Origin of the sequence: Nostoc sp. NMS7 (assembly GCF_017115085.1) — a bacterium.
Taxonomy (GTDB): domain Bacteria; phylum Cyanobacteriota; class Cyanobacteriia; order Cyanobacteriales; family Nostocaceae; genus Nostoc.
Genome location: NZ_JABXKJ010000260.1, coordinates 1 through 22,960, shown reverse-complemented (window position 1 = coordinate 22,960; position 22,960 = coordinate 1). Strand labels below are relative to the sequence as shown.

General features: G+C 42.5%; 28 protein-coding genes and 1 pseudogene. 13 read left to right on the top strand and 16 right to left on the bottom strand.

The window, feature by feature from the left end; translation table 11 throughout:
• The first annotated feature begins 141 nt into the window (after positions 1 to 141).
• The 3 genes from HWQ38_RS37900 to HWQ38_RS37890 all read left to right on the top strand — a co-directional run bounded on the left by HWQ38_RS37900 (position 142) and on the right by HWQ38_RS37890 (position 1,159).
• The gene (locus tag HWQ38_RS37900; protein ID WP_292804898.1) at positions 142 to 348 is read left to right on the top strand and encodes a hypothetical protein; all 207 of its coding nucleotides are present in this window, start codon (positions 142 to 144) and stop codon (positions 346 to 348) included.
• Between the two features lie 65 nt (positions 349 to 413).
• On the top strand, positions 414 to 1,037 hold the full coding sequence (locus HWQ38_RS37895) for an FMN-dependent NADH-azoreductase (protein WP_292804896.1): 624 nt from the start codon (positions 414 to 416) through the stop codon (positions 1,035 to 1,037).
• Positions 1,031 to 1,159 (top strand): hypothetical protein, encoded by a 129-nt coding sequence (locus HWQ38_RS37890; protein WP_292804894.1) that lies wholly within the window; start codon positions 1,031 to 1,033, stop codon positions 1,157 to 1,159. Before HWQ38_RS37895 ends, HWQ38_RS37890 begins: the two co-directional genes overlap by 7 nt.
• Here HWQ38_RS37890 and pdxH read toward each other — a convergent pair.
• Entirely contained in the window at positions 1,151 to 1,795 is a 645-nt protein-coding gene (pdxH, locus tag HWQ38_RS37885; RefSeq protein ID WP_292804892.1) for a pyridoxamine 5'-phosphate oxidase, read from the bottom strand. The two genes, HWQ38_RS37890 and pdxH, sit on opposite strands and share 9 nt — an antisense overlap.
• 128 nt (positions 1,796 to 1,923) lie before the next feature.
• Here pdxH and HWQ38_RS37880 point away from each other — a divergent pair, with 128 nt between their 5' ends.
• The 3 genes from HWQ38_RS37880 to HWQ38_RS37870 all read left to right on the top strand — a co-directional run bounded on the left by HWQ38_RS37880 (position 1,924) and on the right by HWQ38_RS37870 (position 5,521).
• On the top strand, positions 1,924 to 3,006 hold the full coding sequence (locus tag HWQ38_RS37880; RefSeq protein ID WP_292804889.1) for an AI-2E family transporter: 1,083 nt from the start codon (positions 1,924 to 1,926) through the stop codon (positions 3,004 to 3,006).
• Positions 3,007 to 3,287: 281 nt separating this feature from the next.
• Complete coding sequence (locus tag HWQ38_RS37875; RefSeq protein WP_292804886.1) at positions 3,288 to 4,118, top strand: ScpA family protein; 831 nt, start codon at positions 3,288 to 3,290, stop codon at positions 4,116 to 4,118.
• Between the two features lie 233 nt (positions 4,119 to 4,351).
• A complete protein-coding gene (locus HWQ38_RS37870) occupies positions 4,352 to 5,521 on the top strand; it encodes an NDP-sugar synthase (protein WP_292804883.1) in 1,170 nt (389 codons plus the stop codon).
• An 86-nt stretch (positions 5,522 to 5,607) separates the two neighbouring features.
• On the opposite strand, the gene speA is transcribed toward HWQ38_RS37870, so the two are convergent.
• Positions 5,608 to 7,626 carry a biosynthetic arginine decarboxylase gene (gene speA, locus HWQ38_RS37865; protein WP_292804880.1) on the bottom strand — a complete coding sequence of 673 codons (2,019 nt, stop codon included), beginning with the start codon at positions 7,624 to 7,626 and terminating at the stop codon, positions 5,608 to 5,610.
• Between the two features lie 278 nt (positions 7,627 to 7,904).
• Between speA and ndk the strand changes: the two genes are divergently transcribed.
• Positions 7,905 to 8,354, top strand: a complete 450-nt coding sequence (gene ndk, locus HWQ38_RS37860) for a nucleoside-diphosphate kinase (protein ID WP_292804877.1) — start codon at positions 7,905 to 7,907, stop codon at positions 8,352 to 8,354.
• A 71-nt stretch (positions 8,355 to 8,425) separates the two neighbouring features.
• Here the strand turns inward: ndk and HWQ38_RS37855 are convergent, their stop codons facing one another.
• Positions 8,426 to 9,148, bottom strand: a complete 723-nt coding sequence (locus HWQ38_RS37855; RefSeq protein ID WP_292804874.1) for a TerC family protein — start codon at positions 9,146 to 9,148, stop codon at positions 8,426 to 8,428.
• A 271-nt stretch (positions 9,149 to 9,419) separates the two neighbouring features.
• Here HWQ38_RS37855 and HWQ38_RS37850 point away from each other — a divergent pair, with 271 nt between their 5' ends.
• Positions 9,420 to 9,689 (top strand): DUF433 domain-containing protein, encoded by a 270-nt coding sequence (locus HWQ38_RS37850; protein ID WP_292804871.1) that lies wholly within the window; start codon positions 9,420 to 9,422, stop codon positions 9,687 to 9,689.
• Positions 9,690 to 9,811: 122 nt separating this feature from the next.
• Here the strand turns inward: HWQ38_RS37850 and HWQ38_RS37845 are convergent.
• From HWQ38_RS37845 to HWQ38_RS37825, 5 genes and pseudogenes are all read right to left on the bottom strand, one after another.
• Positions 9,812 to 10,699: pseudogene (locus HWQ38_RS37845) on the bottom strand (EH signature domain-containing protein); the annotation flags it as partial.
• A 22-nt stretch (positions 10,700 to 10,721) separates the two neighbouring features.
• Positions 10,722 to 11,741, bottom strand: coding sequence for a hypothetical protein (locus HWQ38_RS37840; protein WP_292804869.1), 1,020 nt, complete (start codon positions 11,739 to 11,741; stop codon positions 10,722 to 10,724).
• A 93-nt stretch (positions 11,742 to 11,834) separates the two neighbouring features.
• Complete coding sequence (locus tag HWQ38_RS37835; protein WP_292804866.1) at positions 11,835 to 12,275, bottom strand: hypothetical protein; 441 nt, start codon at positions 12,273 to 12,275, stop codon at positions 11,835 to 11,837.
• Between the two features lie 45 nt (positions 12,276 to 12,320).
• Entirely contained in the window at positions 12,321 to 12,710 is a 390-nt protein-coding gene (locus HWQ38_RS37830) for a hypothetical protein (protein WP_292804863.1), read from the bottom strand.
• Positions 12,711 to 12,736: 26 nt separating this feature from the next.
• Positions 12,737 to 13,048 carry a hypothetical protein gene (locus tag HWQ38_RS37825; RefSeq protein WP_292804860.1) on the bottom strand — a complete coding sequence of 104 codons (312 nt, stop codon included), beginning with the start codon at positions 13,046 to 13,048 and terminating at the stop codon, positions 12,737 to 12,739.
• A gap of 445 nt (positions 13,049 to 13,493) precedes the next feature.
• Between HWQ38_RS37825 and HWQ38_RS37820 the strand changes: the two genes are divergently transcribed.
• The 3 genes from HWQ38_RS37820 to HWQ38_RS37810 all read left to right on the top strand — a co-directional run bounded on the left by HWQ38_RS37820 (position 13,494) and on the right by HWQ38_RS37810 (position 14,442).
• Complete coding sequence (locus HWQ38_RS37820; protein ID WP_292804857.1) at positions 13,494 to 13,709, top strand: hypothetical protein; 216 nt, start codon at positions 13,494 to 13,496, stop codon at positions 13,707 to 13,709.
• Positions 13,709 to 14,101 (top strand): type II toxin-antitoxin system VapC family toxin, encoded by a 393-nt coding sequence (locus HWQ38_RS37815; RefSeq protein WP_292804900.1) that lies wholly within the window; start codon positions 13,709 to 13,711, stop codon positions 14,099 to 14,101. The genes HWQ38_RS37820 and HWQ38_RS37815 overlap by 1 nt, the downstream gene beginning before the upstream one ends.
• Before the next feature lie 149 nt (positions 14,102 to 14,250).
• Positions 14,251 to 14,442: a type II toxin-antitoxin system RelE/ParE family toxin gene (locus tag HWQ38_RS37810; protein WP_292804854.1), complete on the top strand. Its 192-nt coding sequence runs from the start codon at positions 14,251 to 14,253 to the stop codon at positions 14,440 to 14,442.
• A gap of 106 nt (positions 14,443 to 14,548) precedes the next feature.
• On the opposite strand, the gene HWQ38_RS37805 is transcribed toward HWQ38_RS37810, so the two are convergent.
• The 3 genes from HWQ38_RS37805 to HWQ38_RS37795 form a co-directional block, all read right to left on the bottom strand.
• Entirely contained in the window at positions 14,549 to 14,992 is a 444-nt protein-coding gene (locus HWQ38_RS37805; protein WP_292804851.1) for a hypothetical protein, read from the bottom strand.
• Between the two features lie 68 nt (positions 14,993 to 15,060).
• Positions 15,061 to 15,750, bottom strand: a complete 690-nt coding sequence (locus HWQ38_RS37800) for a hypothetical protein (protein ID WP_292804848.1) — start codon at positions 15,748 to 15,750, stop codon at positions 15,061 to 15,063.
• 92 nt (positions 15,751 to 15,842) lie between these two features.
• Complete coding sequence (locus HWQ38_RS37795) at positions 15,843 to 16,592, bottom strand: Uma2 family endonuclease (protein WP_292804845.1); 750 nt, start codon at positions 16,590 to 16,592, stop codon at positions 15,843 to 15,845.
• Positions 16,593 to 17,102: 510 nt separating this feature from the next.
• On the opposite strand from HWQ38_RS37795, the gene HWQ38_RS37790 reads away from it, so the two are divergent.
• Positions 17,103 to 17,627 (top strand): Hsp20/alpha crystallin family protein, encoded by a 525-nt coding sequence (locus HWQ38_RS37790; protein WP_292804842.1) that lies wholly within the window; start codon positions 17,103 to 17,105, stop codon positions 17,625 to 17,627.
• Between the two features lie 161 nt (positions 17,628 to 17,788).
• On the opposite strand, the gene HWQ38_RS37785 is transcribed toward HWQ38_RS37790, so the two are convergent.
• Positions 17,789 to 18,148, bottom strand: a complete 360-nt coding sequence (locus HWQ38_RS37785; protein ID WP_292804839.1) for a Rieske (2Fe-2S) protein — start codon at positions 18,146 to 18,148, stop codon at positions 17,789 to 17,791.
• A gap of 272 nt (positions 18,149 to 18,420) precedes the next feature.
• Here HWQ38_RS37785 and HWQ38_RS37780 point away from each other — a divergent pair, with 272 nt between their 5' ends.
• Entirely contained in the window at positions 18,421 to 20,268 is a 1,848-nt protein-coding gene (locus HWQ38_RS37780) for a VWA domain-containing protein (protein ID WP_292804836.1), read from the top strand.
• Positions 20,269 to 20,486: 218 nt separating this feature from the next.
• On the opposite strand, the gene HWQ38_RS37775 is transcribed toward HWQ38_RS37780, so the two are convergent.
• The 4 genes from HWQ38_RS37775 to HWQ38_RS40710 form a co-directional block, all read right to left on the bottom strand.
• Complete coding sequence (locus HWQ38_RS37775) at positions 20,487 to 21,179, bottom strand: DUF6745 domain-containing protein (protein WP_292804833.1); 693 nt, start codon at positions 21,177 to 21,179, stop codon at positions 20,487 to 20,489.
• Positions 21,179 to 21,511, bottom strand: coding sequence for a hypothetical protein (locus HWQ38_RS37770; RefSeq protein ID WP_292804831.1), 333 nt, complete (start codon positions 21,509 to 21,511; stop codon positions 21,179 to 21,181). Before HWQ38_RS37770 ends, HWQ38_RS37775 begins: the two co-directional genes overlap by 1 nt.
• A gap of 174 nt (positions 21,512 to 21,685) precedes the next feature.
• On the bottom strand, positions 21,686 to 22,600 hold the full coding sequence (locus tag HWQ38_RS37765) for a hypothetical protein (RefSeq protein WP_366933397.1): 915 nt from the start codon (positions 22,598 to 22,600) through the stop codon (positions 21,686 to 21,688).
• The gene (locus tag HWQ38_RS40710; protein ID WP_366933396.1) at positions 22,588 to 22,911 is read right to left on the bottom strand and encodes an LLM class flavin-dependent oxidoreductase; all 324 of its coding nucleotides are present in this window, start codon (positions 22,909 to 22,911) and stop codon (positions 22,588 to 22,590) included. The genes HWQ38_RS37765 and HWQ38_RS40710 overlap by 13 nt, the downstream gene beginning before the upstream one ends.
• Positions 22,912 to 22,960 lie beyond the last annotated feature (49 nt).

Genomic DNA, 22,960 nt, shown 5'->3' with positions numbered 1-22,960 from the left:
ATTTTATCAAACCCTTTCTACATAAGCTTTACGTCAAGTGTTTCTTGAAAGAGGGATAAAAGTTGTTAGATATTTGTCTAGATTTTTTACAACTATAGAACTGAAAAAATAGCAGAAGGGGTTAATATTGCAGGAAAAAAATTGTGTGTCATTGAAGACGTTATTACAACAGGTGGTCAAGTTGTAAAAAGTACAGAAGCGCTGCGGAATGCGGGAGCGATCGCGGACTTGGTAATTTGCGTAATCTGGCGCAAAAGTAAACAAGACAACAGCCTCGAAAAAGCTGGTATTCAAAAACTTCCTCTGTTTGACATGGAAGAACTTTCAGCATCGATTGAATTATCTTGAAGCCCACAGTTACAATATTTTTGAACAACGACCTTAAAAATACTTAGCTAATCAGGAGATATTTGGTGGTAAACATCCTACATATTGATTCCAGCCCCCGTGCTGATCGATCGCACTCCAGAGAACTATCTAAGGAATTCGCCAGTGGTTGGAGGGCAGCACATCCCGAAGATGCGATCGCCTATCGAGATTTAGGGCATTATCCAGTTCCTCACGTTGACGAACCTTGGATTGCAGCTGCATTTTCACCACCAGAAACCCATACCCCAGAATTAACTCAGGCACTTAGAATTTCTGATGAGCTGATTGATGAGTTTTTGGCTGCCGATCGCTACGTCTTTGGAGTGCCAATGTATAACTTTAATATACCTTCCACTTTCAAGGCTTACATCGACCAAATCGTTCGCCCTAACCGGACTTTTGCTATAGATGCTCAAGGCGGTTATAGAGGTTTAGTTGAGGGTAAAAAGGCAGTTATCATCACATCTCGCGGCGGTGACTTGAGGGCGACATCTCCTGCTGCTGCATACGACTTCCAAGAACCCTACCTGCGGACAATTTTCGGCTTTATTGGGCTTAGAGACATTCAATTTATCAACGCTAATAGCTTGAATGAAGGTGATGCAGCCCGTACCCAATCTATATTAGAAGCACGGGCAGCAATTCAAGATGCGATCGCTCAGTGGTAAGAGAGACACGGGGACACGGAAAGCAGGGGGGGATAAGGGAGACAAAGGGAATAATCAATGCCCAATGCCCAATGCCCAATGCCCAATGCCCAATGCCCAATGCCCAAGTCTTCTTATGGTGACAACCGCTCAATTTTCCAATTGTGATTATCTAAACGGCTATAGAGCAAGCGATCGTGCAGACGGCTAGGGCGTCCTTGCCAAAACTCAATTTCTGTGGGGATCACTCGTAAACCTCCCCAATGAGGCGGTCGAGAAATCTCCTCATTTTCATATTTGCTCTTAAACTCCTGCAAGCGTTGCTCCAAGACTTCTCGGCTTTCGATCACCTCGCTTTGATTAGATACCCACGCACCCAAGCGACTGCTGGCAGGGCGACTGTGAAAATACTGATCAGACTCAGTTTCAGAAACTTTCTCCACATACCCCGTAATTCTGACTTGACGCTCCAGTTCTGCCCACCAGAAAACTAAAGCCGCCTGGGGATTTTCTGCTAGTTCTTGTCCTTTGTGACTGTTGTAATTGGTGAAGAAGGCAAAGCCCCGTTGATCAAAATCCTTCAGCAGCACCATTCTAGCTAAAGGCTTACCGTCTAGTGTGGCAGTGGCAATGGTCATGGCATTGGGTTCAGTAAGTTGCGCTGCTAGTGCCTGATCGAACCATTTTTTAAATTGGATAAAAGGATTGAGGTCTACTTCGAGTTCACTCAAACCTTCCAAGGTATAGTCTTTGCGAAGGTCAGCTACGGTCTTATCCATTATGATTTGGTTTCTTGCTATCAGATACGCTTATAATTGTCTTTGTTAAAAATATCTATGATGATAATCACGCACGAGCAAGAATTTTAAAAATTCTTTCAAGAAATATCTAAAATAGGTTGCATAAGATGCGCCGTTCCTCCCTTCAACGTTTGTTAATTTATGGTCTGAGCGGTCCAATTATCGCTCTCAATGTCTGGTTGCTGTCTCTGCTTTTTCGCTATTTCCAGCATCCCATTACCGTCTTGAGCATTGCGGCGATTTTGGCTTTTCTCCTAAATTATCCGGTTAAGTTCTTTGAACGTGCCCGAATCACCCGCACTCAGGCGGTGATCATAGTTTTACTTGCAACATTAACGCTGTTTGGGATTCTGGGTGTCACCCTAGTACCGTTGATCATTGACCAAACAATCCAACTTTTAAAGAATATCCCTGATTGGTTAGGCGCAAGTCAAGCAAACCTAGAACAGTTTGAGATGCTGGCAAAACAACGACGTTTGCCAATTGATCTGAGGGTTGTGAGCAGTCAAATTAATGCCAACATTCAAAATCTAGTGCAACAGCTAGCTTCTGGCGCAGTGGGATTTGCTGGAACACTGCTGTCAGGATTACTTGACTTAGTGTTAGTCATCGTGCTTGCATTTTATATGCTTTTATATGGCGATCGCGTGTGGCATGGTCTGATCAATCTTTTGCCCTCTCATATTGCAGATCCTCTCAGCAAATCCTTACGCCTAAATTTCCAGAACTTCTTCCTCAGTCAGTTGTTGCTAGGACTATTCATGGTGCTAACCCTGACGCCAATTTTCTTAGTCATGAAGGTGCCCTTTGCCCTGTTGTTTGCCATATTAATTGGTCTTTCAGAACTCATTCCCTTTATCGGGGCATCTCTCGGCATTGCTCTGGTGACGATTTTAGTACTGTTGCAAAATTGGTGGTTAGCAGTTCAAGTTGCGATCGCGGCAATTCTCATGCAGCAGGTTAAAGATAACCTATTAGCTCCCAGGTTACTCGGCAACTTTATTGGACTGAATCCTATCTGGATTTTTGTGTCTATTTTGATGGGATTTGAGATTGCTGGGTTGTTGGGGACACTTGTTGCTGTTCCCATTGCTGGTACTATCAAAGGCACTTTCGATGCGCTCAAGAGTGGCAAACCGAGTGACTTGGTATCAACTGTCACTATTGCCCATGATCCCCCCCGTGATTAAGGGAGCAGGGGGAGCAGGGGAGACAAGGGAGACAAGGGAGACAAGGGGAATAATCAATGCCCAATGCCCAATGCCCAATGCCCAAGTCAAAAGTTGCACAATCTGATCTCGCAATTGACAATGGTGATTGATTACAAATTTCCGAGGATACCGCCAGCAGACAATGGCTGATTAAAAAAAGCGTAACCAAATTTATAGAGTACACGCTTTACCAATAGTCAATGACTTTAGTGTTGAATTTACGCTTTTTTGATTCTGATTAATTAACTTAGAACCCATTGATGGAAGCTTCCGAGCTGTTAGAAACAATCACACTTCTGATTTACCAAGCCCAGCAGGGGGAAATTGATCCTTGGGATGTCCAAGTGATTGAGGTGATTGACCGTTACTTAGAACTGATGGCACCGGAGGGGATAGTCCGAGGCTATGAAGCGGACTTGTCTCAATCGGGACAGGCATTTTTGTCAGCATCAATGCTGGTATTATTCAAAGCCAATACTTTGATGCAATTGTCAACAGTACCAGATGCACAGGATAGTGTAGAAGATGATGCTCTATTAGAAGATGAAGACGGTGTATCACATCAGGGTCATCGTCTACCATTAGAACGGCAATTGCGGCGTCGTCGAGCGGCAATGCCGCCACCAAAGCGCCAGGTGACTCTGCAAGAGTTAATCAAGCAATTGCAAATCATGGCGAACCAACTGAAACTAGTAGAAAAAGTCAGCAAACCTATCCGTCCTAGATGTCAGCCTAGCATCCAAAGCATGCGGGAGGCGCTGGAGTTAGCTCACCAGGAAAATCTGACAGAAGTCGCTGGGGAACTAGAGCAGGTGTTGAATTTGTCGGCAAGAGAATTAAGTTTAGAAAAAAATTGGTTAAATTTAGAAGAACTTGTAGAGTTATGGGCCCAGACAAAGCTTCTCAATCAAAATGGCTCTGGACATGAGTCTAAAGACAGTCAACTAGTTAGCGTTTTCTGGGCGCTACTACTACTCTCGGCTCAATCGAAAGTAGAGCTATTTCAAGAAGAATTTTACCATGAAATTAAAATTCGCTTACTTAGAGATTCAGCTAACTCCTGCAAACCTCTTGAGCAGCCAATGAACTAAGAAAGCGAAAACTAGCTCTACAGATAATTTAGAGATTTTTGCTTCCGCCCCAAAATCCGAGTAAATTGAAAAGATAAGCGATCGCTTGTCATCTAAGTATACCTATGGTTGCAACAACCACTATATTCCTGTTATCCCTGTTTTGAGAGATAACTTAGAGCAGAAATAAAAACTGATGATTAGCTTATCACTCGATGAAAGTAAACTGGCTAGTGGTTAAGGAATAAATTTTTATGAAAGCGATGATTCTCGCGGCTGGTAAGGGTACTCGCGTGCGTCCGATTACTTATACAATTCCCAAACCGATGATTCCCATCCTGCAAAAGCCAGTGATGGAGTTCTTGCTGGAACTGTTACGCCGTCATGGATTTGACCAGATTATGGTCAACGTTAGTCATTTGGCCGAAGAAATAGAAAACTATTTTCGTGACGGTCAACGGTTTGGGGTACAGATTGCCTATTCCTTTGAAGGGAAAATTGATGACGAGGGGAAACTTGAGGGGGAAGCAATTGGTTCAGCTGGAGGGATGCGGCGCATTCAAGACTTCTCACCGTTTTTTGATGATACCTTTGTGGTTTTGTGCGGTGATGCTTTGATTGACTTGGATTTAACTGCGGCGGTTAAATGGCATAAAGCTAAAGGTGCGATCGCTACTATTATTACCAAACCTGTCCCCAAAGAAGAAGTTTCTAGCTACGGTGTAGTTGTGACTGACGAAGATGGTCGCGTTAAAGCTTTCCAAGAAAAACCTTCAACTGAAGAAGCCCTCAGCACCAATATCAACACAGGTATTTACATCTTTGAGCCAGAGATTTTTAACTATATCCCCTCTGCTGTAGAATACGACATTGGTAGTCAATTGTTTCCCAAATTGGTAGAAATCAAAGCTCCCTTCTACGCCATCCCTATGGAATTTGAATGGGTAGATATTGGGAAAGTACCAGATTATTGGCGGGCGATTCGCGGTGTGCTGCTGGGCGAAATCAAAAATGTGCAAATCCCCGGTCATGAAGTCGCCCCTGGCATCTACACTGGCTTAAATGTCGCCGTAAATTGGGACAAAGTGGATATTACAGGCCCGGTTTACATTGGTGGTATGACCAGAATCGAAGACGGAGCTAAAATTGTTGGGCCAGCGATGATTGGCCCCAATTGCTGGATATGTAGTGGCGCAACAGTAGATAACAGCGTGATTTTTGAATGGTCGCGCCTGGGACCCGGAGTCCGGTTAGTCGATAAGCTGGTATTTGGACGTTATTGCGTCGATAAAACTGGGGCTGCGATCGATGTTCAAGCTGCTGCTTTAGACTGGCTGATTACCGATGCTCGTCAGACAGTGCCATCACATACCCCTGTTGAACGACAAGCGATAGAGGAATTGTTGGGGACAAACGCAGATTAGGGAATGGGGAATGGGGAGAAGGGGGACAAGGGGAATAATCAATGCCCACTGCCCAATGCCCAATCCCCAATGTCCAATGCCCAATCCTAACTATTTAGATACGTATATCTTCTGAGACTTTGCTCGAAGGTTTGTAGCAATCGCTGAGATTCCGCTAGGGTGATGCGTTTTTCTTCTAATGCTTTCTCGCAACGCTGGCGAATTTTTTCCACCATATCTTCCGAGTCATACTGGACGTAGCTCACTACTTCGCTCATGGTGTCACCTTTGACAACGTGTTCAATCTGATAGCCTTTGGGCGTTAATTGGATGTGAACGGCGTTGGTGTCGCCAAATAGGTTATGCAAATTGCCCATGATTTCCTGGTAAGCTCCATTCAAGAACATCCCCAAATAATAGGGTTCTCCGGGCTTGTAGGTGTGCAACTCTAAAACCGACTTGACATCGCGCAGGTCAATAAAGCGGTCGATTTTACCATCACTGTCGCAGGTAAGGTCTGCTAAAATTCCCCGGCGGGTTGGTTCTTCATCCAAGCGGTGAATTGGCATAATCGGGAATAGCTGATCGATCGCCCAGCAATCTGGTGCTGATTGAAATACCGACATATTCACGTAGTAAATGGAAGCCATAATTTGCTCTAGGTCTTCCAGTTCATCGGGTACGTATTCTTGCTGTCTAGTGATGTTCAGAATTTTCTGACAACAAGCCCAGTAGAGGCGTTCGGCTTTGGCTCGTTCTCTGAGGCGTAAAATTCCTAAGTTGAAGCGGCTGATGGCTTCTTCTTTGAATTGTGCGGCATCGTGATACAACTCTTGGTAATTCTCTTGGTTGATCGATTGGTAGCTTTCCCAAAGATAATTAATAATTGGGGATTCTCCCTCTTGCGGTGGCTCTGGTGTGTCGAGGGGGACATCGCTAGTACTGAGAACATCAAAAATCAGCAGCGACTGATGGGAAGCGAGCGCTCGTCCACTTTCGCTAATCAGTGTTGGTACGGTAATTTGGCGTTCAGCACAGGTATCTTTTAACTCTGCTACGATGTCGTTGGCATAGTTCTGCATATTGTAATTTTTCGATGCATAGAAGTTGGTTTGGGAGCCATCGTAATCTACACCCAAGCCACCACCAACATCAAGGTATTTCATATCCGCCCCCAGCATCGACAATTCTACATAAATGCGGCTGGCTTCTTGGATGGCATCTTTAATCACATTAATGGCAGAGATTTGGGAGCCGATGTGGAAGTGCATCAACTGCAAAGAATCGAGGAGGTTAGCTTCCCGTAACTTATCAACAGCCTCGATGATCTCAGGCATTGTCAAACCAAATTTAGCGCGATCGCCACTAGAAGCTCCCCAACGTCCCATACCTTGGGTACTGAGTTTAGCACGAACGCCTAATATCGGCTGAATACCTAACTGGCGATTGGCATCAATCACCAAATCAACCTCTTCAATCTGTTCTAAGACGATGATTGGTGTTTGCCCTAGTCTTTGGGCTAACATTGCCGTTTCGATGTATTCTCGGTCTTTGTAGCCGTTGCAAACTAACAATGCTCCTGGTGTATCCAAGACAGCCAGAGCAATCATTAATTCTGGCTTGGAACCGGCTTCTAAACCAAATTGATGGGGCTTGCCAAATTTGACTAAATCCTCAATCAAATGCCGCTCTTGATTGCACTTGACGGGAAACACGCCACGGTAAACGCCAGGGTAATTGTAGCGGGCGATCGCTTTATTAAAACAAGCGTTCAACCGCTCAATCCGGTCTTCCAAAATATCGGAAAAGCGAATCAACATCGGAAGTCCCAAGTTGCGCTGTTTCATGGCGTTGACCAATTCAAACAAGTCTAGAGAACCCCCGCGATCGCCCTTGGGTGAAACGGTGACGTGACCAGCAGCGCTAATGGAAAAATAAGGTTGTCCCCAACCTTCAATCCGGTATAACGCTTCGCTATCCTCGATTTTCCAGGAGCGAGGTAAATCTCCTGTGGTAGTACTAGGTGGTAATAGTTTTTTGTGCTTCTGATTTTTCACTTCAAATTTTTGTCCATTGGACGGTACTGGTACCACCTCGTCAGATGTAGCAGTTGAATCAACACCCATTTACTTCCTAACCTCTGTGTTTCACCCACAATTTAACAATTTAGCGCATTCATCTGGGAACGTATATGCACCTAAGGATAATTTCTGAGATAAACTCTGATTGGTCATTGGTCATTAGTCATTGGTCATTAGTACAAAACCCTTGGACTCTTGACAGAGGACGAAGAACAAATGACAAATAACAAAGAGAGTAGTCTGAGATCAGGCTTTCTTCCTTAGATCAGAACTTCGCGGACAATTGATTCAATAAAAAATTCATTAAGTTTTGGGAGATAGCTTTGGAACGTACATTCTTAGCAATTAAGCCTGATGGAGTACAACGGGGATTAGTGGGGGAAATTATCCGTCGCTTTGAAACTAAAGGTTTTACCCTAGTTGGTTTAAAGTTCCTGAAAGTCAGTCGGGAATTGGCTGAACAACACTATGACGTTCACCGAGAACGTCCCTTTTTTGGTGGTTTAGTCGAATTTATCACTTCTAGCCCAGTGGTGGCGATGGTATGGGAAGGTGATGGCGTTATTGCATCTGCCAGAAAGATTATTGGTGCGACGAACCCCTTAACAGCAGAACCGGGAACGATTCGCGGCGATTTTGGACTGAATATTGGTCGCAACTTAATCCACGGTTCTGATGCTCAAGAAACCGCGCAAGGGGAAATAGCCCTTTGGTTTAAGGATGAAGAATTAGTTAATTGGCAACCACACTTAACGCCTTGGTTGCACGAGTAATGGAGAGTTAGGAGTTAAAAGTTAGGAGTTAGGAGTTAAAAATTCATAACTCCTCACTCCTCACTCCTCACTTACTTAGAAACTTCGCTCTTTTCTGGTTCTACTTGGGGCAATTGGGTGCCAACACGCTTGGAAAATCCCCAGCCTAAAATCAGGAAGATCGCCGGAATCATTATCCATTCTGGTGGAACTAAGCTATCGTTCACCACTTTCAACAACAAGCGCAAGCCCACTAAGGCGACAGTTACATAGCCTGCATCCTCTAGGTTTTCATATTCGTCTAGCCAACGGATAAACAATCCCGCCATGAATCGCAGCGTAATAATACCAACTGTTGCACCCGTCAGCACCAGCCATTTTTCTTGAGAAACTGCGATCGCAGTTGTCACGCTATCCAAAGAAAATGCCAAATCTGTAAATGCAATCACAGGTATCGCTTGCAACAACGAACTAAAACGCGGCTCGTGATGGCCATCGTCTTCACTTTCTTGAGAGGTAAAATGTTGGAATACCAACCACAGCAGATAAGCAGCGCCCAATAATTCAAATTGCCAGAATTGTTGCACCCAGGTGGCAGTTAAAATCAGGGTAATTCGCAGCACGTAGGCAACGACTAAACCAAAATTGAGGGCCTTACGCTCAAGTTCTTTGTCTTCCAGCCCTTGAGCGATCGCAGCCAGGGCGATCGCATTGTCGGCAGATAACACCGCCTCTAAAAATATCAGGATCAGCAGAACTATCGGGGCTTCAACGCTGAAATGAAAGTTGAGGTAATCAAAAATTTGGTCTAGCATCCGGGTTTCTCAAGCAGAAAAAATTAAAATTTGACAAGAACAGAGATTTTCATGTTAAAAAGCGCAATAAATTGCTACTCTAATTCAGCTTAACGTGGTTGTGGTGGATTTTGAAGAGGGTTGAATGTATGCGATCACAGTGCCAGTAAAGTGTTTGGGGTATTATTCAATACACCAAAAGTTTTAACATCTGACTCGGTGCGATCGTAATGGACTGCCGTTATTTCGCATCTAGAATTAGAAGATGACAACAAAAATATGGTAAGAGTTTATGGATAACACACTTCTACAACGCATCACTCATAATCCAAATATCTGCCACGGTAAACCCTGCATTCGAGGACTTCGTTATCCAGTTGAGTTTATTTTGGAACTGCTCAGTTCTGGCATGACTACTGAGGAAATATTGGCAGATTATGACGATTTAGAATTTAAAGATATTTTGGCTGTCTTCTTATTTGCTGCGGCTCTAGCTTCCCGTTCCAGGTATTCAATTTCTCTTTTCCACCGCTCAAGCCTGTTTTCTCGCTGTTGTAATTGATCTGCTGTCGGGTTTCTGTAAGATTCAGTACCTGGGTTTGGGTTAATTCCCTTATTTGTAAGCCATTGGCGGCAAAAGAATTGCCAAAGAAATTCATGATCGTGCTTATCACCACCCAGACAGCGAATCCGTTTGACTGAAAGTGTTGATTCACCAAAAAGGATTTGCTCATTTGTGGAATTTTTCGGAAACAGGCGCGTCTCACCACCTCTTCCACGAAAGAATTCGACTGCAAACCACTCCCCAAAATCGAATATACAAACCTCTGTCGGGTCGCTACCATCATCCTCTAATAGATCAACATCATCTTGGATTTGATACCCTATGGCAATTTGTGATGTCTTGGGTAACAAGATGCGAAGCCGTTCAAAGCGGTTACTGTAATTAGCCCAAAAGTCTCTGCGACTAGATAGCCGATTTGACTCGAACTTTTGCAAATCCAGCTTGTTTAATATTAGATTTACTAACTTTTGGAAATCACCATAATTGATACCTCCAATCCACTCTCGAAGTCGTTGCCTTGCTGGATCTGAAAGTTTATACCATTTTTCACCATTTCTATAGTTATGTCTCAACCAATCAACTAGTAAAGAATGATTTTTTGCTATATGATTGGAAACATTAGTTAGCAAATGATTAACAGCCTTTATTTGCTGACTCTCTGACATTTCATCCAAACAACTTAACAGCCATTTTAGCTGCTGCTGATTTGGAGAGCGAATTGTAGTAAAATAGGGAGTTATGTCTTCTGTGAATTTGCTGAATAATGGAATCGAAACAGGTAAATCTTCTCTGATTGTGTTTAGTAATTCAGTTCGATTAACACGCTGTTCACAAGCAATTTTTGCTAATTCTCTACCTGCTTGTTCACTCCAAAGCGCCCGAATAATTTGAACTGGTAGCAGGTGACTAACTAAATCAGAATTAGCAAAAATATCAAAAGATTCAACTAAAGACTGTGCCAACACCTGTTTTTGCTGATCACCATAATAAAGAGCTAAACGCCACAATAGCTGATGTTGCAACCATAAATTAGAAATTGCTACCTTCCAAATAGCTTTTGTTAATTTCTTCGACAGATACCTGAATTTTTGTCATACTTCCGTCTACTTCTTGAGTCAAGATACTACGTCTTTCAAATTCCTCTCTGAAGACTTGATCAAGATTGTTCACAACCCTAGATAATCCTTCTTGTTGTGTGCCTAGCGTCCCCTCAAGTAAGTTGTTTTGTTCTTGAAAAAACTTCTTTAAATTCTCTTGATATTCTTGCCTGAATTTTGTCAAATCTTCCTCTACTGTTTGGCGGGTGGCTGTGAGTGTTACGTCGATATTTCCTAAAGTAGCCAGAAGATTATCCTTTGCACCATTCATCAATCCAGAGGCTTGATCACCCACTGTTTTTAGAGTATTAGTTTGCTCATGAAAGGTTGTATTTGCTTGGGTGAGAATTTGGATAATTCCAGTTCGAGTAGCTTGAAGCATCTGCTGTTCTACTATTGCGCGTTCTTGTAATGCTTTTTGCAGTTCCTCTCGAATTCCTTGGAAGGTAGCAGCAGCTTGCACTGCACTTGTTTCAAAAGCACTTCGCTGGGCTGTCATTCCCTGGATACTCTGATCTACTGCTCGATTAATTTCGTCGGCTGTTTGTTGTAGAACTCCGGTAGTTTCAGTTTGGAATTGACTCAAAGTTTGTCCCATATTGTTAGCAAATCCTTGAAGCATTTGCTTTTCTACTGCTGCGCGTTCTTGTAGTGCTGTTTGCAGTTCCTCTCTAATTCCTCGGAAGGTAGCAGCAGCTTGCACTGCACTTGTTTCAAAAGCACTTCGCTGGGCTGTCATTCCCTGGATACTCTGATCTACAGCTCGATTAATTTCATCGGCTGTTTGTTGTAAAACACCTTTTGTATCTGTTTGGAATTGATTGAGAGTGTTTCCTAAATTGTTAGCAAATCCTTGGAGTTCTACCAAAGTCTCTTTTTGAAAGTTCTGAATTGTCAGGATGGAACTTGCCAAACTTTGAGAGATACCACCGAGTTCCTTATGCAGAGTCAACACTGCGCTGGAAGCTTGCTGGGTTAACTCTGCACTTTTATCTAGTCGATCTGCAATCGGTTCGAGTACCTGAATTCGTAAATCTTTGATGAGTTATTCTAAAACTCTCTGTCCCTGGGTTTCTTGAATTTCTCGGAGTTTTTTCTGTTCTTTGAACATTTCCCCCAAGGCTGGCTTAATCTGCTGACCTATAGCTAAACCAATAGCTTGGGCTGACAACTGATTTAAACCTGCGAATTGTTCTGCAATACTCCTACCTACAGCTTGACCAATGGCTTCAGCACTCGGTTGATTTAAGCCTGACAATTTATCTCCTACACGGATAAATGCCTCAACTAGATCACTATTGTTATTGTCTGTTATTTTTAAGGTTGCGATCGCCTTCAATTTCTGACGCAAACTATCACGTAGTTTCTGCCGTAGTGAATCACGCCCAAACAAAACTAGAAGAAACAAGCTACCAGAACCAAGCCCCATCATGGAAGTGGAGAAAGCTGTTTTCATTCCCACCAGTAGCTCTTTACTGGCAGTCATCAGTTGTTTGGGATCTTCTGTAGATAAATTGATTCCTTGGAGTCCCTATTGTATACCATAAAAGGTTCCTAAAAGACCAATGGCAGTACACAAGGTTGTCACGAAGCGTAGGGAACTACGAGGTATTGCTTGGGCTAAGACAGATGGATACTTTATAAGTATGAAGTATCCATCTTGTTCTCTGAATCTACTAGAGTCATCAGTTCCTAGATGGTTTTTTAACCAACGACTATCCTTTTCTAAAGGCTTGACATTTTTACCCTTTTTCAAATTATTCAAAAATTTAATTCCGGCTTCAGTTGTGCCACACTCTGAGTGCCAATACTGCCATAATGTGCAAAGTTCGATAATAATTGCAATTATTAACACAAAAGCAATTGTCCAATGAAAAGGTTCGTTATGCCAAATAATTTTCCAAACTTTTGCTATTTCCATAGATTACCTTCTCTGATTTATGTTGATTAAACGTTTTTGAATTGGACTAATTCTTTATCCGTAAGAACTTTTTGAGCTATCCGTATTGGCAGATGTTCTGCATATAGGCGGGTTCCTATAGGTTCCCGGAGGCATAAGCTATAAAGTCGCTCACCCTCTGCCTTTTTGTCTTCAATTAGATAAACCTGTTCTGGTGCATAGCTTCGCAACAAACGTACTTGCAAATAGGTTTTTAAATCCTGCGAAGAAGTAGATAGGGGTGAATCATGTCCAAATAATTCACAAGCTACTTTCCAAGCGTGGTTAACCGCCACAATCTCATTAACCAATTTCTCCACAGAGGGCTACAAAAGTTCCGCAGTTTCATCAATCAATGCTTTTGACCTACTTGCCTGAGATTCGATAGGTTTATTGTTCCCAAACATGGAAGCTTATTTAACTTTTTTTGCTAAAGTTATGAAGTAATTTTTGATGTCAAACTGCTCTTTATGCGGTGAAAAGATGTATGATATATGATGGCTTTCGTCAGGCACAGAAAACCTGAAATAATGCGTTATGCTAACGCGGTAACACACTCTACAGCTATAGCGGTTTTATACTTAATATTTTCCAGCTTATGCCAGAGAAAAAGCAAACAAAGCCTGCTTATGCAGGCTTTGTTTATAAACTATTGATTTTTAGTCTAGAGGAAGACCAAAAATTAAATTCTCCATTATTAAGTAGGGTGTGTTAGCCCAAAAATTTTGTTAAACTACCCAAAAAGTGAGTTGAACCAGAAGCTAAATGAGTCAAGAACAGCTACAAGAACTGATGAATCAAACCAAAGACCTCTCAAATGAGGCACGGCTGAGGTTAATTAGCTACCTGCTGGCAGAAGTGAAGGGAGCAAATGAGTCAACAAAAGAAGCAGCGATCGCTCGAATCCGTAAACGTTGGGAGATATTGCCGATTCAGTCGAGCAGTCAAGTGCAAGAGTGGAAGGAACTAGGACGACTTTGATGGTGATTGATACGATGGTTTTTGTGTATGCTTTATTACGTGTAGAATCTCAACATGAGCAAGCACTTTCCGCTTTGGAAAGAGCGGCACAAATTATTGTTCCCGATTCTTTCTTTACTGAATTGGGTAATGTTGTATGGCAATGGATTGTCTTTAGACAGCTACCGCTAACTATTGGGCTTGAGGTTTTGAAAGATGCGGAATCATTGGTAACTAAAATTATTCCTATTATTGATATTCGAGACACTGCACTAGAGCTAGCAGTACAGAAAAACCATTCTTTTTATGATATGGTCTTTGTTGCCGCAGCAATTCAAGAGCAAGTTCAAGTAATCACCTTTGATCGCAAGTTTGGAGAAAAGTTTTCTGAGCGGGTTCAACTTTTGTATTGAAGAAGGCAGAAGGAAGCCATGTTTTTAAGCATGGCTTCCTTCTGCATAGCAGCATAGCTGAACATAACCTCTTTTACTAACGGGGATAATGTGTATCAATTTCAAGCTTTTGATCAGGATTTTTTACTGGTATTTAATTTGCTACAGAGGTGCAGCAACGACTAGCACAAAAGTTAGAGGAATTAGCATTAAATCCACGTCCAGAAGACGCTTACCCATTGAAGGATACCGACGAACGGCTGTATAAGCTTCGTTTGGGTGAATACCGTATTATCTACCAGATTCAAGATCAACCTTTACTACTAACAGTGATAAAGATTGCACATCTAAAAGATTATTAAAGCTTATCTGGAAAAGCGATCGCCTATATGCCACCCAATCGCAACCAAAATAAAACATGAAAACCCTTGAGTTCAAAATTTACTCTACCACTACGCAACTAAAATTTCACAAAATCTCTGCCAACTTTACCAGCAGAATATTTGCTAAATCCAATAACTTAACGTCATCTGTATCAACACTATTTTCTTCACTATCTAATAAGTTTCTCACAGCAGATAACCTATCATCGGTTTGGGAAATTCTCCAAGATTCTTCTAAGTTTACTGCAAAATCAAACAGCGATCGCTCTCCTAAATCCTCTCTTACCTTGACAGCTACACTATCATTACTTACCAAAAATTCTTTAATAGCATCTAATCGAGAATTATCTAATATTTCGTCATTTCCCCACGTTTCTAGCCAGTCTCCATCTACATTTTCAACATAAAAATTCACAAAATCAACCCCGTAAGTTAGCCAGCTTTGCTGCATTTGTCGGGCTGTTGCTAAAGCTTCAGAAAAAGTATCCACTTGATTGTCGCACCTGTGAGTTTCTCTTTTGTTAGCCATAGAAGCTGTAATTAGCAGGTAAGTATTTAGGCTAGAATCCAAATTTGGAATATCAAATTCCCGAAATTTCACGAAAATTTTAAATATTTGCCACCAGAAAGGTAATCACTGTTATACAGTGCCACGTTGACTAACTGGTTGACAAAATCAGCATCCTTGGGATTGTAACTTAAGAACAGTCCTCTCTCGATTTCCCACGATCGCAGTGTATTTTGCCAAGCTTGGTACTTTTGGTAATTAAATTCTTCACTCAGACTAGTTACTTGAATGCACAGTGGTTCATTGTTACGACTAACAATTAAATCTGTTGCCATAGAAAGGTCGGCAATATAACGCTGCCAAAAACTACCTTCTCGACTGACAATATCTTGAGCGATTAATTTAATGATATCATCATCAAGCTGATTAAATTCGCCTGCCATTAATTTTTGTTTCCAAATATAAAACTTGGAGTCACTTGCATTAAACCATCTGGGAAAGAGATAAGCATACCAATATCTCTCAATCGGGGTCATCTGCTCGAACTTTGCTTTTTGTTCTTCTTCTGAAGGTAAGGATTTGATTATCAGCCAAATTGTTGAATCCGTAATCACCTCTAGGAGAAAGGCAACGACAAAAGGTTTTGCAGTCAGGGAACCTGGCTTAATATTCTTTACCCAACGATTGATTTCATCTAATCTTCTCGCTAAATTCTGATCTATCGAGGAGGCTTGCTCGATAAGGGACTTTAGCTTCTCCTTAATCTCTTTAGCTTGCAAACGATGCCCTACTTTCAGAAGATAACGCTTTTTTCACACACTTCTAACTAAATTTTAACTTGAAAATGTCTTTACTTAATTTCTTGATGTCATTAAATATTCTCTAGTTCGATGCCCTGTATACGTAAAACCTCCCGTAGTCGAGCAATTTCTTGTTCTGCTTGTTGGGCGCGTTCTTCTGCTTGTTGGGCACGTTCTTCTGCTTGTTGGGCCCGTAAAGTTTCTTCTTGCGCCAGTTCTTCAGATGATAGTATTAATTGATTTTCACTAGTGAAGAATCTTAATTTACCTTCATAAACTCCCAAATAAAGTTCTAACTGCTGACTCCACAAACATCCATCAGTGGTGGGTTGAATTTCTTGATACTTCCCATCTACTAAATGAAATCCCTGAAGCTCCATTGTTACAGGGTGAAACCAGAAATAATCTGGTGTACGGAAGGTATCCTGATAAACTTGTTTTTTTAAGCCTTTATCAACTGCTGCGGTTGAACTTGACAAAATTTCCACAATCACATTTGGATATTTGCCGTCTTCTTGCCAAACTACCCAACTCTTACGGTCTTTTTTCTCGGTTCCCAAAACTACAAAAAAGTCTGGGCCACGGAACTTTTCTGATTTTTTCTGGTTAGGACTGTAGTAAATCGTCAAATTACCAGAAGCATAGAAATCTTGCCTCTCGCGCCACCATAATTTGAGTATGCGAATCAGCAAATCGATTTGTTCTCGGTGCAGGTCACTTTCCAAGGGTGGTTCGTCACTCAGTATATCCCCAGGAGGAAAAATAACTTCCTCCTCTGAAATTTCATCAGAGATAATTTCTATGGTACCAGCTTCAGACATCAGCGATCGCTCCGCGATTTACGTTCATTTTAGAGTATTCCAACTAAAAAATGATCCACAACTTTAGTCACTTTGATAAAAGATTTCAACGAACCATTTTTTCCAAGTTGGTAAGCGGTAAATCTGCTCTTCGATTTGGGCTATCGATTGATAATCGCATCAACTCCTCAGCCATTAAACCCGCAACATCAGGCACTCTGGGGCAATTCATGTAGCTTTAGCTAACCACCGGGTATTGCCCCTACGAAGAAAATCATTGTTTTTGGCTATTGTTTACGTCAGTCCGGCTTTTTTTATTTGATACGGTAAATCCAACCTATGTCTGTACGGTTTACCCAACTCTGTTTAGATTTTTATTTTATTAAATTACTTACTAGAGAGAAGAAACAAAGCACCTCTCGAAAAAACCAGAGGTTCGATAATTGCTTAAATATCTGAAACCTCTAAATACCTCTAAAACTTTGTTTGATTACCCAAACTTGAATTAGAAAGTTAAGGAGAGATTGAGATATGGCATTCATTCGTTGGGAACCATTCCGTGAAATGGAGATTCTGCGTCGTCAAATGGATCAAGTATTCTCTGAGCTTACAGCAGCCGAGCGCGGCAACTCCGAGATTTCTCCATCACCGAGAACAGCGTGGGTTCCTGCTGTGGAATTATCTGATAATGGTTCCGAGTTGCTATTAAGAGTTGAGATTCCAGGCGTGGAAGGTAAAGACCTGGATGTTCAAGTTACTCAAGATGCAGTTTCGATTGCTGGTCAGCATCGTTACGAAAAACATTCCCAATCTAATGCTAAAGTTCATTCGGAATTCCGGTATGGCAACTTCACTAGAGTAATTGCTCTGCCAACCAAAGTTCAGAATCAACAAGTTAAGGCAGACCTGAAAGATGGAATTTTAATTCTGACTTTACCCAAACTGGAGCAAGAGCAGAGCAAGGTATTCAAAGTGAATTTAGGCCAATCTCAAAGTGCTACAGCTTCTATAGAAGCGGGCGATGTTGACACACAACCCAACATTACATCACAATAAAGTGTTCAAACTTCTGAGAAGATGTTCTATTTTCTGATTCAATGGTTCCTATATCTTTGAAATAGGTCAATTTTGATAGAAACCCCAGCTCAACTCATCGGCTGGGGTTTTTATTGCTTTTTTTTACTCACCACTATTTTGGTAAATTCAGTGAGAGGGTGCTATTCCTCTTGGACATCAACCCAGATACTACCTTCTTCCACACGAATCGGAAACACTGGCAATGCTTTTTGTTGTGAAACCAACGAGAGTACCTTACCTACACCAGGTGGCCAGGAACACCACTCTTGTACCTCACCAGTTCGCAGGTCAAAAGCACTGCGATGGAAGGTACAAACTATTGCTCCGCTTTCAGTGATTTTCCCACTTTTGAGCGGTAATTTTAAGTGAGGACAGTTGCTATCTACAGCATAAAGCTGATTTTCGTGATTTAAAACCAGAATTTTGCGATTACCAACTTTTACCACTTGTCGCGCACCTGGGGAAAGTGCTTCGACTGCAAGAACTTTAGTCCAGCTCATTAGGTTCTCCTCTCCTAATATATCTGCTTTCAGTTTCCCGCAATTGTGACCAGTGCGATCGCCTTTCACTATTGCGGAAGGATAAAGTCAATAAATCACAAACTTTTCTCGAAACTGCGATCGCTAGTGAGATGCTACAACTATAAAATTTGACATATAATCCTATTTTTACACTGAATAAACTTATTTCTGGTTAAACTAAACAAAGCACTTCCTATCCCAGCATCATCGGGCTTGTGGCTGATAACAGAGAACTTTGAGGGATATAAAAAATGATTAAGACAAGTTACGAATTTGACCAATCTATCCTCCCCACAGGATCTTCATTAAAGACTAATATTCTGTTACGTTTTCGGGCTGACATAGCTGAATCTCCCCGACGTCACCTTAACCTTTCTCTGGTAATTGACCGTTCCGGCTCTATGGCTGGCGCTCCCTTGCATCATGCACTCAAAGCCGCTGAGGCTGTGGTAGATCAACTTGAGCCAGATGACATTCTCTCAGTGGTTGTTTACGACGATGAAGTGGACAGCGTTGTGCCACCTCAGGCTGTGACTAACAAAGCCGCACTGAAAAATTCTATCCACAAAGTTAGAGCAGGCGGTATTACCAACTTATCGGGGGGATGGCTCAAAGGCTGTGAGCATGTAAAGACGCGACTTGATCCGCAAAAAATAAACCGTGTTCTCCTGCTTACCGATGGTCACGCCAATATGGGCATTCAAGACCCGAAAATACTCACGGCGACATCGGGGCAAAAAGCTGAGGAAGGGATTATCACAACTACCTTAGGTTTTGCTCAGGGTTTCAATGAAGACTTGCTGATTGGTATGGCAAGAGCCGCCACGGGCAACTTCTACTTCATTCAAAGCATCGACGAAGCAACGGAAGTCTTTAGTATTGAGCTAGACAGTCTCAGAGCAGTAGTGGGACAAAATCTCAAGGTGACACTTGAGTTGGCTGATGGTGTCAGCCTCGTTGATACTTTAAGTCTTGCTAAAGTTAGCCAGAATGATGCTTCTCAAGCTGTCCTTACCTTGGGAGAGCTTTACGAGGGCGAAGATAAACTTCTCGGTTTAAGTTTGGTGATATCAAGCGCTGAAATTGGTGAGTTACCTGTGATGAAACTGCATTACAGTGCTGATGTTGTGCAAGATCACTTGATTCAAAGCGTGTCAGGCACAGTAGATGTCGTCGCCAAAGTTGGCACCGTTGAGGAAGCAGCTTTTGCCTCTACCAGCCAGATCACTCTGGAACTGAGTCGCCTGACGATCGCAAAGGCTAAAGAAATTGGACTGAATCTAGCTGAAAATGGCAAGCATCAGGAAGCTGAACAAACCCTCCGGGCGCTGGTGAAAGATTTGCGGGATAAAGGGTTGAACGAGAATTTTGAAATTGCTGAGGAGATCGATCAGCTTGAGTATTTCGCAGGTCGGATCGCCCAAAAAGCTCTAGGCAATGCCGGACGTAAAGAAATGCGGGATCAGTCTTACCAGACGATGACGCGCAATCGCAGCGATCTGGGGGGTCGCGGTGTCACTGCTGGCGATGAAGTCTACGCGATACCGATTGTGAATGAAGTCGGTTCAGGTGTTGAATTGTACTGCGTTCGTGAAGGGGGTAAACTGCGGATCAAAGTCATGTCCAAAGGCTACGATTCAACCAAGAACATCCAGTTTCCCCGGGCGATTCGTGCCGAGGGAGCGCGTTATGTTGTTGAAGGATTGGAAGTTTCAAGCGATGGGACTTTCTACCGTGTACGTGGTAATATCACCCGTTTTGCTCAACCGGGTGAAGCAGACATCTTCGTTGCCCCTAGACAATCGAATCTAACTAACACAGGCAAAGCTTCCAAAGGCCCTGCTAGTGCCGCCGATCTGATCACAACTGACAGTGTGGGGGACAGCATTTTAGTTCAGTGTGTCAAAGATGGCAGCAAGCTACGGGCTAGGGTAGTTTCCGACGGATATGAACCGGATTGGAATATGCGTTTTCCGCGATCGGTTCGTGAGGAAGGAATGCTTTACCTGGTTGATGAAGTCAAAACAGCACCTGATGGCAAGTCTTATATTGCCTGTGGTGAAATTAAGCGATTTGTGCAACCCACTACTACCAATTGAGTAGCCCTTTCAAAGTCAGTCATAACATCTTTGCTTTCCTCTCTGCGTTACGGACACTTTGCTCAAGTCAAGCCAGCCGCTTGCGGGGGTTCCCCCTGTTGTGCGGACTGGCGTGGGAAACCCGCCCAAGCAAGTGTCCTCCTCTGTACCTCTGCGGTTCAATAAATCGCTTTTAAACCGCAGAGGCGCAGAGTACACAGAGAAACGAGGAATTATAATTACGCCTCGATCGCAGGGTTATAATCATCTGGGTTATTAAAGCCTGCAATCCAGGCGGCTGCCTGATGGCAATTTCGCATATCAGGGGGAACACGCAAGATATGAATATGTCCTGTGGATGGACAAGTAACTTTCAAAACCATCAGTGACTCGTCATCCTCAAAAGGAATGTAGACTAGTTGACGTTCTCCACCGGCATCGCGATCGCGGATCAACCCTCCCACTTGCTGCAAAAATGTCTCGTATCCCAGACGTTCAATCAGCACGCGGCGCAACTGAACATTCTCTATATTGAGAATATCCTGCCCCGTTATCGACTGGGATTCAAAGGCAATCTTATCTGTCACCTCTACGCCTCGCCACCGCAAGACAAAACCATGCCCCGCAGATAAACTGGTAATCCCACTTCCGGCCAACTCGATCGAATAAGTGATGTGGAGTCCTTGAGGAAGGGTAGTGAGGTTTACACAATCGCTAATATCAATACTTTCACAGGTGAGATTTTCAGGTAGATTGTAAACATCCAACGCACCGCTTAAATCCAGATGACCCAAAACGCGCATCCCATCCCAGGCGCGATGCTCAAGGATCAGTTTTCGAGCAACTTCAGCTGATACAGGCTCGTGACTTTCGTTTGGACGCTGCTTAACTGGTTTATTCGGCACACGTCCCTTTGACATCATCTTCAGCATTAGTCCATCACCTCCACGTAAGCATCAGGGCGATATTCACGTTGTCTCCAGACGCGATAAAGCCCTTGGGGTAATTCAATCGCCCGATGTTCTTCATGAACTAAAGTTGCACTTGCTTCTTTAACCTCAAGAAAAAGGTCATTACCATCTACCCACAACTGAACAGTATTGGATTGCTGAATGCGATGGCTATGTCCTGTGATTTCACCATGAGCCAGAGTAGCACCTACACGCCTTTGAACACCGAGAGGTAAGCTAGCAATACGTCTAATTAAAACGTCGCCATGTCTGTAGAGAATACTAGCTTGGGAGTTATTGCTGTCGTTAAACATCTTTTCATTATACACTACGTAGTAGTTAGGAACGTGGATTAAATAAAATGCAAAACTTCATCCTTTCTCTAGCTTCCCTCTCCTTTATAAGGAGAGGGATTGAGGGTGAGGTAACCCAGGGACATAAATTGTATGTTATTTAAAATATAGAAAAATTCGCTTTCCTATTTGATCTTACACTGATATTGCTGTGTGACTGCTATCTTCATCTTGTAGCGGTAGATCATATTTATCATAGAGAACTTTTATATGTCGGCTAAACTGTTCCTCTACAAAATAGCTGCTGGAAAATTCACTTGCAAAAGAAACCTGATGAAAGTGATAATCTAAATTAAGCAAATTGTAGACAAGCCTTAAGAAATAATCATCTATCCAGAAATCTACATCAAATAGTGAAATGCCATATTTTCCTTCTAACCTGCGATTTAAAGTTTTCAGTAACCAAGACCATTGAGGTTTGAGGGTCGGATCGATGCGATTACCAAATACAGGATTAAAAAACTGATTTAGTTGAGTTGTTTTCACATCAATCACTTGAGTTAATAAATCTGCCGCCTTGACTGGAGATGAATTAAACCAATAGTTAGCAACTACTAAATCATGTAGATAAGCAATGACAATTTTAGGGTTTTCTTTAATGAACTGCGAACGACAAACAATTCCTCTAATTGATGGAATTTTTAAACTACCCGTCTGAGAGAGAGGCAACTTTCTGACAAAAGCATAAGCTTCTAAAATTGAAGCAAAAGTGTGACAACATACGTAAGCATCTATAGTTTTATTTGCTAAACTATTACTTGCTTTCCGAGGAAGACGTTGAATAATAGTATAGCGATCGCCAACGAGTTGAGCAGATAAACCGAGATTGGCTTCAATGGTTTGACTGATATCTAGTTTGTTGTGGGCAACTACATTAGGATCAATTTGCTCTTGAAAGTACTTAATCTGCTGTTGATCGGCAGAACGATAAATCGCTTCTAATCTGGCTTCAGCTTCGGCAGTATGTTCACGAACGATCGCAAACGCACTCATTGCTACTTTAATCTGGCGTCCGTAGCGATCGCTAGCCAATTTTTTCACTTTCTGCACCAGTGCTGCTGTTTTTTCTGGCTGATCAGCGTTGATAAATAAATAATCTCCCTGACAGCCGCTAGGTCAATCGCCCGGTCTGATTCCCCAGCAATGAAAATGGGTGGTATTGGTGTAGGCTTATCTGCGAGAATACCACCTGCGATCGTGTAATACTTGCCAACGTAATTAAAGGCTTCGACTGTCCATAGCCCTTTGATTACATCAATGTACTCTTCTAATCGCGCGTAGCGATCGCTATGGGGTAGCCAGATATCTCCAAAGCTTTCTACTTCTAATTTCCACCAACCGGCAATACCACTCAGAGACAAATTTTTGGATGACTTTTGGATTTACTACCGAGAATTGCTTTTCTTTAAA

Coding starts and splice junctions, on each gene's coding strand:
- pdxH (WP_292804892.1), bottom strand. CDS start 1,795: ATGGATAAGACCGTAGCTGACCTTCGCAAAGACTATACCTTGGAAGGT.
- HWQ38_RS37880 (WP_292804889.1), top strand. CDS start 1,924: ATGCGCCGTTCCTCCCTTCAACGTTTGTTAATTTATGGTCTGAGCGGT.
- HWQ38_RS37875 (WP_292804886.1), top strand. CDS start 3,288: ATGGAAGCTTCCGAGCTGTTAGAAACAATCACACTTCTGATTTACCAA.
- HWQ38_RS37870 (WP_292804883.1), top strand. CDS start 4,352: ATGAAAGCGATGATTCTCGCGGCTGGTAAGGGTACTCGCGTGCGTCCG.
- speA (WP_292804880.1), bottom strand. CDS start 7,626: ATGGGTGTTGATTCAACTGCTACATCTGACGAGGTGGTACCAGTACCG.
- HWQ38_RS37855 (WP_292804874.1), bottom strand. CDS start 9,148: ATGCTAGACCAAATTTTTGATTACCTCAACTTTCATTTCAGCGTTGAA.
- HWQ38_RS37850 (WP_292804871.1), top strand. CDS start 9,420: ATGGATAACACACTTCTACAACGCATCACTCATAATCCAAATATCTGC.
- HWQ38_RS37835 (WP_292804866.1), bottom strand. CDS start 12,275: ATGACTGCCAGTAAAGAGCTACTGGTGGGAATGAAAACAGCTTTCTCC.
- HWQ38_RS37830 (WP_292804863.1), bottom strand. CDS start 12,710: ATGGAAATAGCAAAAGTTTGGAAAATTATTTGGCATAACGAACCTTTT.
- HWQ38_RS37820 (WP_292804857.1), top strand. CDS start 13,494: ATGAGTCAAGAACAGCTACAAGAACTGATGAATCAAACCAAAGACCTC.
- HWQ38_RS37815 (WP_292804900.1), top strand. CDS start 13,709: ATGGTGATTGATACGATGGTTTTTGTGTATGCTTTATTACGTGTAGAA.
- HWQ38_RS37805 (WP_292804851.1), bottom strand. CDS start 14,992: ATGGCTAACAAAAGAGAAACTCACAGGTGCGACAATCAAGTGGATACT.
- HWQ38_RS37795 (WP_292804845.1), bottom strand. CDS start 16,592: ATGTCTGAAGCTGGTACCATAGAAATTATCTCTGATGAAATTTCAGAG.
- HWQ38_RS37790 (WP_292804842.1), top strand. CDS start 17,103: ATGGCATTCATTCGTTGGGAACCATTCCGTGAAATGGAGATTCTGCGT.
- HWQ38_RS37785 (WP_292804839.1), bottom strand. CDS start 18,148: ATGAGCTGGACTAAAGTTCTTGCAGTCGAAGCACTTTCCCCAGGTGCG.
- HWQ38_RS37780 (WP_292804836.1), top strand. CDS start 18,421: ATGATTAAGACAAGTTACGAATTTGACCAATCTATCCTCCCCACAGGA.
- HWQ38_RS37775 (WP_292804833.1), bottom strand. CDS start 21,179: ATGCTGAAGATGATGTCAAAGGGACGTGTGCCGAATAAACCAGTTAAG.
- HWQ38_RS37770 (WP_292804831.1), bottom strand. CDS start 21,511: ATGTTTAACGACAGCAATAACTCCCAAGCTAGTATTCTCTACAGACAT.